16 protein-coding genes are annotated in these 14,458 nt (G+C 50.2%); 9 read left to right on the forward strand and 7 right to left on the reverse strand.

Annotated features, from left to right (window positions below; all coding sequences use genetic code 11):
* Window positions 1-18: 18 nt before the first annotated feature.
* From petA to Q1L85_RS13875, 7 genes are all read left to right on the forward strand, one after another.
* Window positions 19-615 carry a ubiquinol-cytochrome c reductase iron-sulfur subunit gene (petA, locus tag Q1L85_RS13845; protein ID WP_300433437.1) on the forward strand — a complete coding sequence of 199 codons (597 nt, stop codon included), beginning with the start codon at window positions 19-21 and terminating at the stop codon, window positions 613-615.
* Window positions 615-1,841 (forward strand): cytochrome b N-terminal domain-containing protein, encoded by a 1,227-nt coding sequence (locus Q1L85_RS13850; RefSeq protein ID WP_300426298.1) that lies wholly within the window; start codon window positions 615-617, stop codon window positions 1,839-1,841. The genes petA and Q1L85_RS13850 overlap by 1 nt, the downstream gene beginning before the upstream one ends.
* A 13-nt stretch (window positions 1,842-1,854) precedes the next feature.
* Window positions 1,855-2,610 carry a cytochrome c1 gene (locus Q1L85_RS13855; RefSeq protein WP_300426297.1) on the forward strand — a complete coding sequence of 252 codons (756 nt, stop codon included), beginning with the start codon at window positions 1,855-1,857 and terminating at the stop codon, window positions 2,608-2,610.
* A 108-nt stretch (window positions 2,611-2,718) separates the two neighbouring features.
* A complete protein-coding gene (gene sspA / locus Q1L85_RS13860; protein WP_300426296.1) occupies window positions 2,719-3,345 on the forward strand; it encodes a stringent starvation protein SspA in 627 nt (208 codons plus the stop codon).
* 11 nt (window positions 3,346-3,356) lie between these two features.
* On the forward strand, window positions 3,357-3,770 hold the full coding sequence (locus Q1L85_RS13865; protein WP_300426303.1) for a ClpXP protease specificity-enhancing factor: 414 nt from the start codon (window positions 3,357-3,359) through the stop codon (window positions 3,768-3,770).
* A gap of 42 nt (window positions 3,771-3,812) precedes the next feature.
* Complete coding sequence (locus Q1L85_RS13870) at window positions 3,813-4,490, forward strand: hypothetical protein (protein WP_300426295.1); 678 nt, start codon at window positions 3,813-3,815, stop codon at window positions 4,488-4,490.
* Window positions 4,465-4,845, forward strand: coding sequence for a DUF4112 domain-containing protein (locus tag Q1L85_RS13875; protein WP_300433458.1), 381 nt, complete (start codon window positions 4,465-4,467; stop codon window positions 4,843-4,845). The genes Q1L85_RS13870 and Q1L85_RS13875 overlap by 26 nt, the downstream gene beginning before the upstream one ends.
* A 216-nt stretch (window positions 4,846-5,061) precedes the next feature.
* On the opposite strand, the gene Q1L85_RS13880 is transcribed toward Q1L85_RS13875, so the two are convergent.
* From Q1L85_RS13880 to Q1L85_RS13890, 3 genes are read right to left on the reverse strand one after another with little or no spacing between them, the layout of a single operon-like run.
* Window positions 5,062-5,496 carry a hypothetical protein gene (locus Q1L85_RS13880; protein WP_300426293.1) on the reverse strand — a complete coding sequence of 145 codons (435 nt, stop codon included), beginning with the start codon at window positions 5,494-5,496 and terminating at the stop codon, window positions 5,062-5,064.
* Window positions 5,497-5,514: 18 nt separating this feature from the next.
* A complete protein-coding gene (locus Q1L85_RS13885; RefSeq protein WP_300426292.1) occupies window positions 5,515-6,090 on the reverse strand; it encodes a hypothetical protein in 576 nt (191 codons plus the stop codon).
* 21 nt (window positions 6,091-6,111) lie between these two features.
* A complete protein-coding gene (locus Q1L85_RS13890) occupies window positions 6,112-7,890 on the reverse strand; it encodes an O-antigen ligase (RefSeq protein ID WP_300426291.1) in 1,779 nt (592 codons plus the stop codon).
* 319 nt (window positions 7,891-8,209) lie between these two features.
* Here Q1L85_RS13890 and Q1L85_RS13895 point away from each other — a divergent pair, with 319 nt between their 5' ends.
* Window positions 8,210-8,623 carry a T6SS immunity protein Tdi1 domain-containing protein gene (locus tag Q1L85_RS13895; protein WP_300426289.1) on the forward strand — a complete coding sequence of 138 codons (414 nt, stop codon included), beginning with the start codon at window positions 8,210-8,212 and terminating at the stop codon, window positions 8,621-8,623.
* A 351-nt stretch (window positions 8,624-8,974) separates the two neighbouring features.
* Here Q1L85_RS13895 and Q1L85_RS13900 read toward each other — a convergent pair whose 3' ends face one another.
* From Q1L85_RS13900 to gatC, 4 genes are all read right to left on the reverse strand, one after another.
* Window positions 8,975-9,910, reverse strand: a complete 936-nt coding sequence (locus Q1L85_RS13900; RefSeq protein WP_300426288.1) for a hypothetical protein — start codon at window positions 9,908-9,910, stop codon at window positions 8,975-8,977.
* 99 nt (window positions 9,911-10,009) lie between these two features.
* The gene (gatB, locus tag Q1L85_RS13905; RefSeq protein ID WP_300426286.1) at window positions 10,010-11,461 is read right to left on the reverse strand and encodes an Asp-tRNA(Asn)/Glu-tRNA(Gln) amidotransferase subunit GatB; all 1,452 of its coding nucleotides are present in this window, start codon (window positions 11,459-11,461) and stop codon (window positions 10,010-10,012) included.
* An 11-nt stretch (window positions 11,462-11,472) separates the two neighbouring features.
* Window positions 11,473-12,924, reverse strand: coding sequence for an Asp-tRNA(Asn)/Glu-tRNA(Gln) amidotransferase subunit GatA (gene gatA / locus Q1L85_RS13910; protein WP_300426285.1), 1,452 nt, complete (start codon window positions 12,922-12,924; stop codon window positions 11,473-11,475).
* A gap of 24 nt (window positions 12,925-12,948) precedes the next feature.
* Complete coding sequence (gene gatC, locus Q1L85_RS13915; RefSeq protein ID WP_300426284.1) at window positions 12,949-13,236, reverse strand: Asp-tRNA(Asn)/Glu-tRNA(Gln) amidotransferase subunit GatC; 288 nt, start codon at window positions 13,234-13,236, stop codon at window positions 12,949-12,951.
* Window positions 13,237-13,368: 132 nt separating this feature from the next.
* Here gatC and Q1L85_RS13920 point away from each other — a divergent pair, with 132 nt between their 5' ends.
* The gene (locus Q1L85_RS13920; protein ID WP_300426283.1) at window positions 13,369-14,406 is read left to right on the forward strand and encodes a rod shape-determining protein; all 1,038 of its coding nucleotides are present in this window, start codon (window positions 13,369-13,371) and stop codon (window positions 14,404-14,406) included.
* Window positions 14,407-14,458 lie beyond the last annotated feature (52 nt).

Consider the following 14,458-nt stretch of genomic DNA (forward strand, 5'->3'; position numbering starts at 1 on the left):
TGATGGGAGAAGATGGTAATGAGTCAAGACGGCGTGAATAAGGCCCGGCGTACTCTGCTGGTCGGCGCGACTGCCGGTGTCGGTGCTGTCGGTGCTGGCTTCCTCGCAGTCCCCTTCGTTAAGTCCTGGATGCCCAGTGAGAAAGCGAAGGCTGCAGGTGCACCAGCGAAGGTAGATATCAGCAAGATCGAGCCTGGTGCGATGCTGACTGCAGAATGGCGTGGCAAGCCTGTGTACGTTGCCCGTCGTACAGAAGAGACCCTTAAGAATCTCGAAACTCTGGCTGGTCGTCTGAAAGATCCAGAGAACGGTAACAAAGCTCAGCAGCCTGAGTATGCTGACAACCTGTACCGCTCCCGCAAATCTGATGTGATCGTACTGCTGGGTGTTTGTACGCACCTCGGTTGTGCACCGAAGTACTTCCCTGAAGTAAAACCTGAGCCGTTCGACCCGAACTGGCAGGGTGGTTGGTTCTGCCCATGTCACGGTTCACGTTTCGACCTGTCCGGCCGTGTTTTCAACGGCTCTCCTGCGTCTGACAACCTGATTGTTCCTCCATACTCCTACGAGGGTGAGAACGTTGTTGTCGTTGGTGTTGATGAGGAGAATGCATAATGAGTCAGAACACTAACAAAATCATGGCCTGGATCGATGACCGCCTGCCGGTAACCCAGACCTATGAAAAGCATATGTCTAAGTACTATGCTCCGAAGAACTTCAACTTCTGGTACTTCTTCGGCGTACTGTCCATGCTCATGCTGGTAAACCAGATTCTGACTGGTATCTGGCTGACCATGCAGTTCACACCTAGCGCTGAAGCTGCCTTCGCGTCTGTTGAATACATCATGCGTGACGTTGAGTGGGGCTGGCTGATCCGCTACATGCACTCCACCGGCGCGACCTTCTTCTTTGTTGCGGTATACCTGCACATGATGCGTGCGATCCTGTACGGATCCTACCAGAAGCCACGTGAGCTGATCTGGATCTTTGGTATGCTGATTTACCTGGCTCTGATGGCGGAAGCCTTCATGGGTTACGTACTGCCATGGGGCCAGATGTCCTACTGGGGTGCGCAGGTAATTATTTCCCTGTTCTCTGTTATGCCATATGGCGACCTGCTGACTGAGTGGATCCGTGGTGACTTCCTGATTTCAGGCGCTACCCTGAACCGCTTCTTTGCACTGCACGTAGTTGCTGTACCTCTGGTGATTGTTGCCCTCGTTGTTATGCACCTGCTGGCGCTGCACGAAGTAGGTTCTAACAACCCAGATGGCGTTGATATCAAGAAACACAAAGACGAAAACGGCAAGCCACTTGATGGCATCCCGTTCCACCCTTACTACACCGTGCACGATCTGGTGGGTATTGTGGTCTTCCTGATGGTGTTCTGTACTGTGCTGTTCTTCTTCCCGGAAGGTAACGGCTTCATGCTGGAATACGCTAACTTCGAACCTGCGAACGGTCTGAAGACGCCAGAGCACATTGCTCCTGTATGGTACTTCGGTGCGTTCTACGCCATTCTGCGTGCGGTTCCGGATAAGCTTCTGGGTGTAATCGCCATGGGTGCTGCTATCGCTGTACTGTTCGTACTGCCTTGGCTGGATCGTAGCCCAGTACGTAGCTGGCGCTACAAAGGTCTGCCAAGCAAGATCTATATCGTGATCTTCGGCTTCAACTTTGCACTGTTAACCTGGCTGGGCACTCAGCCTGCTACAGAACTGCTGACGTTGATTGCTCAGATCGCATCTGTGATCTACTTCGGTTGGTTTGCATTCCTCGTCATCTCTCCGATGATCGAGAAAACCAAGCCAGTTCCTGAGCGCGTAACCGGAGGCCACTAAGATGACATTGGGCATGAAAAAGATATTTGCACTGGTTGCTGCCTTCTTCCCAGCGGTAGCACTGGCAGCTGGCGGCAATGTACACCTGGACGAGCACCTGACTGACCTGCGTGACACTGCGTCGCTGCAGCGTGGTGCTCAGACCTTCGCTAACTACTGTATGGGCTGTCACTCAATGGAGCACGCCCGTTACAACCGCGTAGCGAAAGACCTTGGTATTCCTGAAGAAATGATGATGGAAAATCTGGTGTTTGCCGATAAGAAGTTCGGTGACCTGATGACCATCGCGATGGATCAGACTGACTCTAAGCGTTGGTTTGGTGCAACGCCTCCGGATCTGACGCTGGTTGCTCGTGTACGCCGTCCAGACTGGCTGTATACCTACCTGCGTAGCTTCTACGAAGATAACAGCCGTCCATGGGGCGTAAACAACGTTGTGTTCAAAGACGTTGGTATGCCACACGTTCTGGCTGGCCTTCAGGGCCTTCAGGTTAAAGGCACTGCTCAGGTTGCGGTTGGTTTTGATACCCTGACTGGTCAGGAAATCCTGGAAGAACACCACGATGTACTGTACATCGAAGAAGAAGGTCAGCTGTCTGTTGAAGAATACGACAAGCTGGTATTCGACCTGGTGAACTTTATGGTTTACATGGCAGAGCCTATTGCCCTGGAGCGTGAGCGCCTGGGTTGGTGGGTACTCCTGTTCCTGGCGATCTTCTTTGTTCCTGTATACTTCCTGAACAAAGAATTCTGGCGCGACGTTAAGTAAGAAATTTCTTACGCGTCAGAAGCATAGCCCGGCCGTGTGAAAGCGGTCGGGCTGTATTCGTTTTTCGGGTTTGCCTAAAAGATTCTGAATTCACTAAGAGAGGAAACTATGGGAGTTGTAGCCAAGCGCTCTTCCATGACGTTTTTGTCCGACGCTGCTGATCATTACAGCCACCGCGTCCGTATCGTTCTCGCTGAGAAAGGCGTCACTGTTGATATCCACGATATTGACCCGGACAACATGCCAGAGGAACTGGCTGATCTGAACCCATACAACTCACTGCCAACCCTGGTTGACCGTGAGCTGGTTCTGTATGAACCAAATATTATGATGGAATACCTCGACGAGCGTTTCCCGCACCCGCCACTGCTCCCAGTGTACCCGGTTGCCCGTGCGCAGAGTCGTCTGTGGATGCACCGTATCGAAAAAGACTGGTGCGGTCTGGTAGAAACCATCATGTCAGGCAAAGTTAAAGAAGCAGAAAAAGCGCGTAAGGAGCTGACCGACAGCCTGGTTGCAACTGCGCCTATCTTTACTGAAATGCCATTTTTCATGAGCGAAGAATTCTCTATCGTTGACTGCTGCGTTGCTCCGATTCTGTGGCGTCTGCCAGTACTGGGCATTGAACTGCCAGAGAAGCAGTGCAAGCCACTGACTCAGTACATGGAGCGACTGTTTGATCGTGAAAGCTTCCAGGCTTCTCTGTCCGAAGCAGAGCGCGAGATGCGCGACTGATGGCTGATAAAATGACACCCAGCCGCCCGTATCTGATGCGGGCGCTGAACGAATGGATACTCGACAATGACTGCACGCCCTACGTGCTCGTTGATGCCGGTCTGCCAGGCGTACAGGTTCCACAGGATTACGTGAATAACGGTCAGATCGTGCTGAATATCAGCCCTTCTGCAGTTCGTGATCTGTTAATGAACCAGGATGGGCTGTCATTTAATGCACGTTTTGGCGGCGTTCCGATGGATGTCTATGTCCCTTTGGTCGCTATCCTTGCGATATACGCCAAAGAGAATGGTCAGGGCATGGTGTTCGGTTCTGAGGCGGGTGCCCCTAACCCGGATGATACACCTCCGCCGCCTAAGTCAGTGAAAAAAGCACCGGCTGAAAAGCCCGCTGGCCCCCGGCCATCACTGAAAGTCGTGAAATAAAAGAACCGCCTAAGGGCGGTTTTTTCATACAAGGAATGGCCAATGGAAGTAGTTGCCTCACTCAGAGACTTTTTTCGCATGCTATCGGATGGCTTATCGGGCTTGTTAGCACGGTTTCTCATCATCCTGCCTTTTATCGTGTTACTGGAGGTGGGTCGATATTATTTCCCTGGAAATCACTACGGACTAGCTGCAGTCGAGCTGATTATCTCTTCTGTGTTCCTTTTGATTCTCGTGCACTATCTACTTGTGGCTTCAGGCATACAAAGCCACTTGTCTTTTGGTCGTTGTATCACCTTTATATTTGCCTATACATTAGTCAGCTTGATAGCTAGTTTCGGATTCTTACTCTTTTTTATCCCTGGCTTGTTGATTATGGCTGCTTCAGTTCTCGTCCCTGTGCTGGTTTTGTCTGAGAGGGCGGGTCCCATTGAGGCTGTTGGCAATAGTGTCGTAGCATTTAAAGGCACATATCCAAAGTTCTTTTTACTAATAATGATTTTGTGGGGAAGTGCCTTCCTCGGCGGCATCGCCCTCGGTTTTGTGCTCACTAAGCTCGGCGTTGATGATGATGTTGTAGAGACTGTGTCTCGGTCATTGGAGTGGATTGGCTGTATGTTCAATGCTGTAATCTGTGTTTCGTTGTATCAAAAAGCGCTGATGTATAGAGGTGTTGAGTCCCTTGCTCAATGGTATGAGAGCCAAAGAAGTGGAGGCTAGTCCGGATTTTTTCGGCACTCTTCGGCGCGTTGAGAACTATGCCCGCCTGATGGATGCTCGGTTCAGGGTACCTTTTACACCTTTTACGGTAGGTGTGGATGGACTGATTGGCCTTCTTCCCGGGGTTGGCGACGCTGTATCTTTTGTTCTTGCCCTGTATCCATTGTTTGAAGCAAAGCGCATGAAAGTTGGTCGCGAGCTGATGATACGGATGTTTCTGAATATTGTGATTGATACTGTGATTGGCAGTATTCCCCTGATTGGCGATCTGTTTGATATTGGCTTTAAAGCGAATATCCGGAACGCCAATTTGCTCAAAGAGTGGGCTGAAAAGCAGAGCAATGATGGCAGCTAGCCGTTTCAGGGCTGCACTGAACACACTCGCTGGGTTCCCGCGTTCGTGGGAATGACAGATTGAAGGCACGCCCAGGAGCCTTATCTGTACTCGTGACTGTGGATAAAAACCCGTCATCCTCGCGAATGCGGGGAACCATCATTGTTGGGGCGCCATGTAGGAGGCGTTTAATTCCGCAGGAATTAACGGCGAGCACCTTCGCCGCCAGCCTACGCATCAAACTAACTCGATAATTACTCCGTAAAACAGCACCAGAAATCCACCGATCTCTGCGGCGATCAGCGTCCACATATACACGGGAATCGACTTGTGGATGAAGCCCGCTTTCTCGCCGTCAGCCAGCCGCAATTGATTGCGGGTATCCTGTTTAATTCCGTGCACGAAGTAACTGATTACTGCAGTGGCAAAATAGCCAACGAGAAGAATCACTGACAGCATTTCCAGCCAGTCAGACAGCTGACTGATCAGTACGAATTGATAGATCAATATGCAGGCAAAGGCATACATGAGTGAAGCCCGGTGGCAGATATCAATATAAATATGCGCCCGACCCTGTGGTGACACCATGATCTGTTGATATTTGATCACGCCGGTGAGCAGGCCGAAAAGGAAAAAAACGCCAGCGGAAATGAGTGAAAGTGCAGATGCCATGGTTATGAGCTCTTCATTTCAGAAAGAGTAAAGTAGATGGAGAGACAGGTAATTCCCGTAATCATTGCTTCGCACTCTTCTGTAATTAATAGCGAACATCGGGAAGTCCTCCTTCGAACTGAATAGAACACCCGTAGTTAAATAAGATGCACCGGACAAGTCAAACTTGCTACTGGTATTGTCATTTTCACATGTTGAGCACTGATTCTGAGGGCGTGAAATATTGATCAGATTGGTCCCGATCCCATACGAAATGCCGATAGTGTTATTAATATGGTAGGTCAGACTGCTTTCGATGTTCAGTAGCCATCCCTGAATGCTGTTGTCATAACGGTCGGAGCCAGACACCAGGGACGGTCTCATGCTGAAGGCAATGTCGAATGACTTTCCCATGGTGAGAACGCGTGTTGCATCAAATCCGATAGAGACCAGGCCTTGCTCCAGTCCTTCTTCCCGTGCTTTGGATTCGCTGAGAATCATGTAGTGAGCAAACAGGCCGGCACGTCCGAATTCTGGGCCCGCTTCGGTTTCGTCCGAATGAGTTAGTGGTACCTGTGCGAGTAAAATCAGGGCTAAAGCAGGTCTTAGTGACATCAACATATATCCATATAAAGATTATGGCTCCAGCTTTCGGGCCATTCGGTATTTTTCGGCTAACTGCCTCGACAGATCCCTGGCGTCAGCGCATTGTTCGTACCATTCTATGACTCCTGCAATAGAACAGATAGATTTAAGGTGAAAGCGCCCTTTAAGGATACGTCGCTTTGCTATTGCCATATCGAGAAGTTCATCTGCCTTTGCTGAATCGCCATGTTTCCGCCAATATGCTGACTGCCATGCCAGGATTTCAGCGGATCGTTTTTCAATTTTTGACTGTAGTTCAATAGAAAGTTCGTAGGCTACGCTCTCGTCAAGACGATGCTTGTATATGAGCTGCCATATCCCTTCAAGCTGATACGGGTGTTCTTTTACCCATAGTAGTTCTTGTGCGGTTACTTCCTGATTGCTAAGGACCTTTCGATTGAAATTGTTAGTGGTCTCATATTGAGAGTTTACGAGGTATGCAAACGAGAGAAATATAACTATCAGTACGGTAAGTAACGGCGAGGTCTGACTGTATTCGTTCGATTTCTTTTTTGTTGCTGATATGGCTATGGCCAGCATCGGGATGAACAGAAACAACGAAGATGGCTCATGGAGAGTGGTAGACAGCATGCTTTGGATAAAAAAGATGCCAAAGGCCATTACCCAGTAAATTGACAGATGATCCTTCCCTTTCAATCCGTTATCTATAATTAAGCAGAGTCCTCTGACGCCCATCCAGATTAGCCAGGCTACGGCGATGGTAGCGGCTGGCCACCCCCAGTTCAGAGCAAATTCCAGGAGTGTGTTGTGTGGGGCTTGCCCAAAAGGGAAAGGGCTCATGTAATAGTAGGAATCTGGGCCACCACCAAACCAGGGTTGGGTCTTCATCTGCTCCAGTACGGCAATCCAGATATCTGACCGTCCACTGGTGAAGTCGTTGCCTTGATAAGAAATGGTAGATCCAAGAAACCGCCAGATGCCTTCCCAACCATCCATTTCGGTGTCTGGTGTCATCGATATTGCAGTATAGACACTCAGGGCCACCGTAAAAACGATAGTTGTCACATAACCGTGTTGGTTCCTGTGTAGCCACATGAGAGTAACTACGCCCAGTAATGCGCAACAGGTAGAAGTGCGACCCGCCGCAAACAACAATGTTACGAGCGATGCATAGAGCGAGATCAGTCCATAAGTGCGGCTCAGGATACTTCTTCTGGAAATGAAATATGCACTTATAACCGCAGCCGCGGCAGCCGTGTCTCCCATGTGGCGGATATTGGTGTAAATCCCAGCGCCGTCCATCCAGTCTATCTGACTCAACGACTCTGGAGTGAGGAATTTAATCAGAAGCAACAACCATGTGATGTTGATCGCTACCAGATAAGATGCCGTGAAAGCGACCAAGCCTCTGTTGGATTTTGAGAAGTAAGAGCAAAATAGCCAGGCGTTTATAACAGTGATGATAATTTCATTCTGTCGGTAGATTCCGGCATATGGGTGATCGCTCAGGAAAATGGCTACGCTGGATAGTATCAGCCATAGAGCACCGGCGATCGACCAGACGCCGGTATTTAATGTGACTCTGAATTTTAAAAGCAGAAGTAACCATCCCGCCAGAATAACCTGTAGGCTCATGACGGTCGTTCGGGCTTCAGACCTGGCGGGCGTTTCTGAAAATTGATATGCCAGAAGTGCAATAGCAAACAGCAGCCCCATAGCGACAGGCGAAAGATCACGCCCAATCGTTAGCCAGCGGCGTAAGTCCTCATTGAAACAGCCTCTGATTGCAGACCTGTAATTATTTGGCATCGTCTTTTTTCGAAGCGGTGTAGTTCACTGGAAACATCCTGTTCAGAGCTTCTCTTTAAAGTGTTATCTGACAACTTCGAGAATATCAATTTACTGCAGGATAACAATCACTTTGGTGCTTGATAGTGAGTACTCACAACAGGAGGCGTTCTGAGCATGCGGACGGCCTGTCATCCCCGCGAAGGCGGCGAACTAAAAGACAATACGCTGGATTTCCACTTTCGTGGGAATGACGGTAGAGAGTAAAGGCATGCTCTACGACCAAAACCCGGTAGAATAGACCGTGTTAGTCAATGAACACGATGCCACTGGAACCCATATGAAATTCAAAGTCGACTTCGATACCGCTACTGCCGATGGCATTAAAACCCTTTGGGATCTTCCGGCTGATGCCAGACTGCTCGATATCACGCCCATGGGCGATGCCTTCTTTGAGCTGCCAGACGGTGAGTTTGTGATGGTGTCTGTCACCGACGGCGGTGTGCAGAACGTTACCGAAGAGATCAACGAGTTCGGTTTGCCACCGGTCGATTTCGCCCTCGGCGACGAGTGGTACCACCTGGATGCTCAGACCGCATTGTCAGAGGCGGGCATGACCCTGACCGCTAACGAATGCTTTGGGTTCACGAAGCCTCTGTTTCAGGGCGGAGAATACTCCGCAGGGAATATCGCAGTGATGGATATTCTGGAGTATCACAAGTGGGTGCGTGAGAGTCTGGCTGCTGGTTCTTGATAGATAGCTGGTACAGTTTGTGGTTGAGTCTATTTCGGTCTTTTCTCGGAAATTTTTTCTGGCGTTGCAGGCGTTATCCTGAAGGAATAGTTTATGGATACCACACTGGATCCTATCTTTGCAGGGCTAAGCGTAAGAAAAGGGTATTCCTCGATCATTCTTCTTGTCCTTTTGTATGGAAGTGTTCTACATAGAAATTCCATGTAATGTTGTGAAAGAGTAATAACTTCGAGAATGGGTGAAGTCTTAATTTTATAATCGAAACACGGGATTCACTTTAAGAAATACTGATTGCAATATTTTTATTTTAAGATCGACATTTTATTACTTCTGAAGTTTATAGGCCTGAGTTCATTTTTCAAGATAGTGTCTGAGGTAATTTATTGTATTTTTATTGGTGTTTACGTCCATGGCTAGCCCATTATCGGTCATGCATACCTTAACGGAATCTATGCTTGTCAGTATGGCGGAAAGTTGGCCGCAAGCTTTATAATCTTCTGATAATGGTATGACATGAAATTCATTTTCTTGCTGGAGAATACCTTCGATTAGTTCTATTACCTTGTGTGAATCAATATAGCTGTTGCCATTTCTTATTTGATGTACTCGTTCTATTAGAGCATTAATAAACTCTTCATTGTTCTCGAATCCGGAAAGTCTTTCGATTTCAGATTCTAACTTCGCTATTTTGGTTTTACTTTTTTGGGTTAGGTCATCAAAAGATCTTTGTAATTGTTTGGATCTTTCTGATTCATTATTACTATCCTTCTTTAATTTTTCATTTATATTGGTTAACGCTTCGAAATTTTCTTCTAGTTTTGCGTAATCCTGTGGTGTCCAGTCCCTGAACTTATTCAGCTTTTCGTGTAATCCCCTTATGACTTCCTTGGATTCTATGTATTTCGACTCCATTTCTTCGTATTCTTTATTGCTCTTATATCTTAGTTTTTCAAAAATGGCTGCAATCCTGATGTGTAACCAATTAGAGGTGCTCCAAATCAAAACTGCAGCGACTTGCGCCAGTCCATATAGTGCGAGCATGCCTAAAGAGTAGGATATCACTTTCACTGCGAAGGCAAACCATCTCCATGGACCCGGGTCGTACAGGCTCTTGAGTGCTAACTCTATTGTCTTCCAGTCATTAGAAAGAAATATTTGGCCAAGGGTCTCTGCTTTGAAATAGATCGAGAAAAAAACTACAAATAGAGTAAACGGAGTATAAAGCTTTGATGGGTTAGTCAGATTTGACTCGTTCAGTGTTTTCTTGATGCTTTCGGGAATGTCCATATCCAAACTCCTGCGATGTTGCTGTCTACACTACCATTTTAGAAACAGCCTTCCAAAACAAAAACGGGAGCCGTAGCTCCCGTTTTTATTACTTAAGAATCAGCCCAGTTCCTCAAGCTTCTTCTTCAGCACTTCCATCACCACTTGCGGGTTTACACCAGCGGCAGCTTTACGCGTCAGGCCGATAAATGGCCCCATGGCTTTGCCGCGTTTTTCAACCGGAGTGGCCAGGTAGCCTTCGACCAGTTTCGGGTTGTCTGCCAGTACTTTGGCAACGATTTCTTCAATCGTGCCGGTATCCGATACCTGTTTCAGGCCCAGTGAGTCGACAAGCCCGTCGACATCATCACCTTTGCCGTCGATCAGCGCGTTAAAGACTTCTTTAGCGCCGCCGTTGTTGAGAGTGCTGTCTTTGATCAGCTGCAGGATGCGGCCGAGCTGTTCAGCGGTGATGCTCAGTTCACCGATGCTGATTTCGAGGCGGTTAAGCGCGGCAGATACGTCGCCCTGAACCCAGTTAGCTGCCAGCTTGTAGTCGCTTGCGGCTTTGGCGGCGGTTTCGAAGAAATCGGCCAGCTCGCGGTTAGCCGCCAGTACACCGGCGTCGGTGGCTGACAGGCCATGTTCAGACTCAAAGCGCGTGCGCTTGGCGTTCGGCAGTTCTGGCAGTGTGGCGGCTACGGCGTCTACGTAGTCCTGATCAATAATGACCGGTAGCAGATCCGGACATGGGAAGTAGCGGTAGTCGTTCTCTACTTCTTTTGAGCGCATGGCACGGGTTTCGTTTTTGTCTGCATCGTACAGGCGGGTTTCCTGCAGGATCTTGCCACCGTCTTCGAGGATATCCATCTGACGCTCGATTTCGGCGTTAATTGCGCGCTCTACATTACGGAAGCTGTTGACGTTTTTGATCTCGGTACGGGTACCGAATTCTTCCTGGCCTTTTGGACGCAGGGATACGTTACAGTCACATCGCATGGAGCCCTGAGACAGATCACCGTCACAGATGCCCAGATAGGTGACGATGCTGTGCATCTTTTTAAAGTACGCGGCGGCTTCTTTCGCGGTGCGCATTTCTGGCTCAGATACGATTTCAATCAGCGGCGTACCGGCACGGTTAAGGTCGATACCGGACATGCCGTCGAACCCTTCGTGTACTGATTTACCGGCGTCTTCTTCAAGGTGCGCACGGGTGACGTTAATGCGTTTGGTTTCACCGTTATCAAGTTCGATCTCGATGTGGCCCATGCCCACAATAGGATGATGCAGCTGGGTCGTCTGGTAGCCTTTAGGTGAATCCGGGTAGAAATAGTTTTTCCGGTCGAAGACGCTTTTCAGACCAATTTCAGCATCAATCGCGAGGCCGAATTTCACGGCCATGCGCAGAGCGTCTTCATTAAAGACAGGCAGTACGCCCGGCAGACCGAGGTCTACCGCGCAGGCCTGAGTGTTGGCATCAGCACCGTAAGCGGTGGAGGCGCCAGAAAAGATTTTCGATTTGGTGGCCAGCTGAGCATGGATCTCAAGGCCGATAACAACTTCCCATTCCATTATGCTGCTCCTCAGATGTCCGCCGGGGTTTTCAGGTGCCAGTCAGTTGCCTGCTGGAATTTATGCGCTGCGTTGAGCAGGCGGCCTTCATCGAAGAAGTTGCCGATCAGTTGCAGACCCACAGGCAGATTGTTCACCTGACCACATGGCACCGACATGCCCGGCAGACCTGCCAGGTTGAGGGCGATGGTGAAAATGTCTTCAAGGTACATTTCTACCGGATCGGAGGTTTTCTCACCGCGCTTAAATGCCGGTGTCGGGGTCACAGGCCCCATGATTACATCAACATCATTAAAGGCGTTGGTGAAATCGTTGCGGATCAGGCGACGAACCTGCTGCGCTTTTTTGTAATAGGCATCGTAGAAGCCGGCAGACAGAGCGTAAGAACCAATCATGATGCGGCGTTTTACTTCGTTGCCGAAGCCTTCGCCACGGGAGCGGCAGTAGAGGTCTTCAACGTCTTTCGGATCTTCACAGCGGTAACCGAAACGCACACCGTCCATACGGGACAGGTTGGCGGAACACTCGGAAGGCGCGATGACGTAGTAAGCAGGAATCGCCAGGTGAGTATTCGGCAGTGAAATTTCTTTCACTTTCGCGCCCATTTTTTCGTACTCAGCGATGGCGTTACGCACCTGTTGCTGCATGTCGGCAGACAGGTCGTCGCGGAAGTACTCTTTTGGCAGACCAATGGTCATGCCTTCGATGCTGTTGTCGAGCGAGCTGGTGTAATCGGGTACTTCGCGATCAACCGAGGTTGAATCTTTCGGATCGAAGCCCGCCATGACGTTCATCATCAGCGCGGCATCTTCTGCCGTACGGGTAATGGTGCCTGCCTGGTCGAGGCTGGAGGCGTAGGCAATCATGCCCCAGCGTGAAATGCGGCCGTAGGTCGGCTTCAGACCAGTGACGCCACACAGAGCGGCCGGCTGACGGATAGAACCACCGGTGTCGGTCGCGGTCGCGCCCGGTACCAGGCGTGCGGCCACGGCAGCGGCAGAGCCACCGGAAGAACCACCCGGTACGCGCTCTTTATCCCATGGGTTGGCCACGGGGCCGAAGAACGAGCTTTCGTTGGACGAGCCCATGGCGAATTCGTCCATGTTCAGTTTGCCCAGTGATACCGCACCTGCGTCGTTGAATTTACTGACCACAGTGGCGTCGTAAGGTGCTTCAAAATTGCTCAGCATTTTTGAACCACAGGTCGTCAGTACGCCGTTGGTGCAGAAGATATCCTTATGCGCGATCGGTACGCCGGTCCAGGCGTCGGCATTTCCGGCAGCACGACGTTCGTCAGCGGCTTTGGCCTGTGCCAGCGCCTGCTCGTCAGTGACGGTAATAAAGCTGTTGATGTCGCCATCGAGCTGCTTAACGCGGTTAAGCAGGTCTGTCGTCAGTTCGGTACTTGAGTACTCGCCCGATGCAAGATCGCGGGAGATTTCGGCAATGGTTTTGTTGTGCATGTCTGTGTCCTGACTCGGTGCCGCTTATTCCACTACGCGTGGCACAAGGTAGTGACCCTGATCCACGGCTGGTGCGATTTTCTGGAAATGTTCGCGCTGATTTTCTTCGGTAACAACGTCAGCACGCAGACGCTGAACGGCGTCGAGTGGATGGGCCATCGGTTCGATGCCGGAGGTATCCACGGCCGACAGTTGGTCCACCAGGTCGAGAATATTACTCAGGTTGGTCTGATAATCTGCGATCTGATTTTCATCGAGTTGCAGGCGCGCCAGGCTGGCAATTTTGCGTACCTGATCCTGTTCCAGAGCCATGGGCTTACTCCATTGAATACAAGCTTATATATAAGTGGGCGAGCCTAACATAAATGTCCCTTGCCCTAAATCCCCGCCGTTGCTAGAGTTACGGCAATTTTTTGCCATATTTTGTTTACGGGAACTCGGTGGATGTTTAAAAAGCTTCGCGGTCTGTTCTCCAGTGATCTTTCGATTGACCTGGGTACTGCTAACACGCTGATCTACATGCGTGACAAAGGAATTGTACTGAACGAACCGTCTGTGGTGGCCATCCGCATTCAGCCAAACGGAAAATCCGTCCAGGCCGTTGGTGCCGAAGCTAAGCGTATGCTTGGCAGGACGCCGGGGAATATTCAGGCGATCCGTCCTCTGAAAGACGGTGTGATTGCTGATTTTGAAGTCACTGAGAAAATGCTGCAGTACTTCATCAAGCAGGTGCACGAGCGCAGCCTGATGCCACCAAGCCCCCGCGTGGTGGTCTGTGTGCCGTTCCAGGCAACCAAAGTTGAGCGCCGGGCCATCCGTGATTCAGTGATCAATGCTGGCGCCAGCAAAGCGTATCTTATTTATGAGCCTATGGCGGCAGCCATCGGTGCAGGCCTGCCGGTTGATGAAGCCCGCGGTTCTATGGTCGTTGATATCGGTGGTGGTACTACTGAGATTGCGATCATCTCTCTGAGTGGTGTGGTATACGCAGAATCCGTCAAAGTTGGTGGTGACCGTTTTGACGAAGCCATTGTGGCTTATGTGCGCAAGCATTACGGCAGCCTGATTGGTGAAGCCACGGCAGAGCGCATCAAGCAGGAAATCGGTACCGCTTATCCTGGCGGTGAAGTGCGTGAAATCGACGTGCGTGGCCGTAACCTGGCTGAGGGTATTCCGCGCAGCTTCACGCTGAACTCTAACGAAGTTCTTGAGGCGCTGCAGGAGTCACTGGCTGCGATTGTCCAGGCCGTGAAAGGTGCGCTGGAACAGTCTCCACCAGAGCTGTCTTCTGACGTTGCTGAGCGCGGTATGGTATTGACCGGTGGTGGTGCGTTGTTGCGTGACCTCGACAAACTGCTGAGCGAAGAAACTGGCTTGCCAGTGATCGTCGCAGAAGATCCGCTGACCTGCGTAGCGCGTGGCGGTGGTCGCTTCCTTGAGACAGCGACCGAACAGCAGCTGGAAATGCTCGCACTGGAGTGACCGGTGCCGAACTACTGGATCGTAAAGAAGGAGCCGGAAGGCTCCTTTTTTG

It is taken from the genome of uncultured Thalassolituus sp., assembly GCF_950066645.1.
Taxonomy (GTDB): domain Bacteria; phylum Pseudomonadota; class Gammaproteobacteria; order Pseudomonadales; family Oceanobacteraceae; genus Thalassolituus.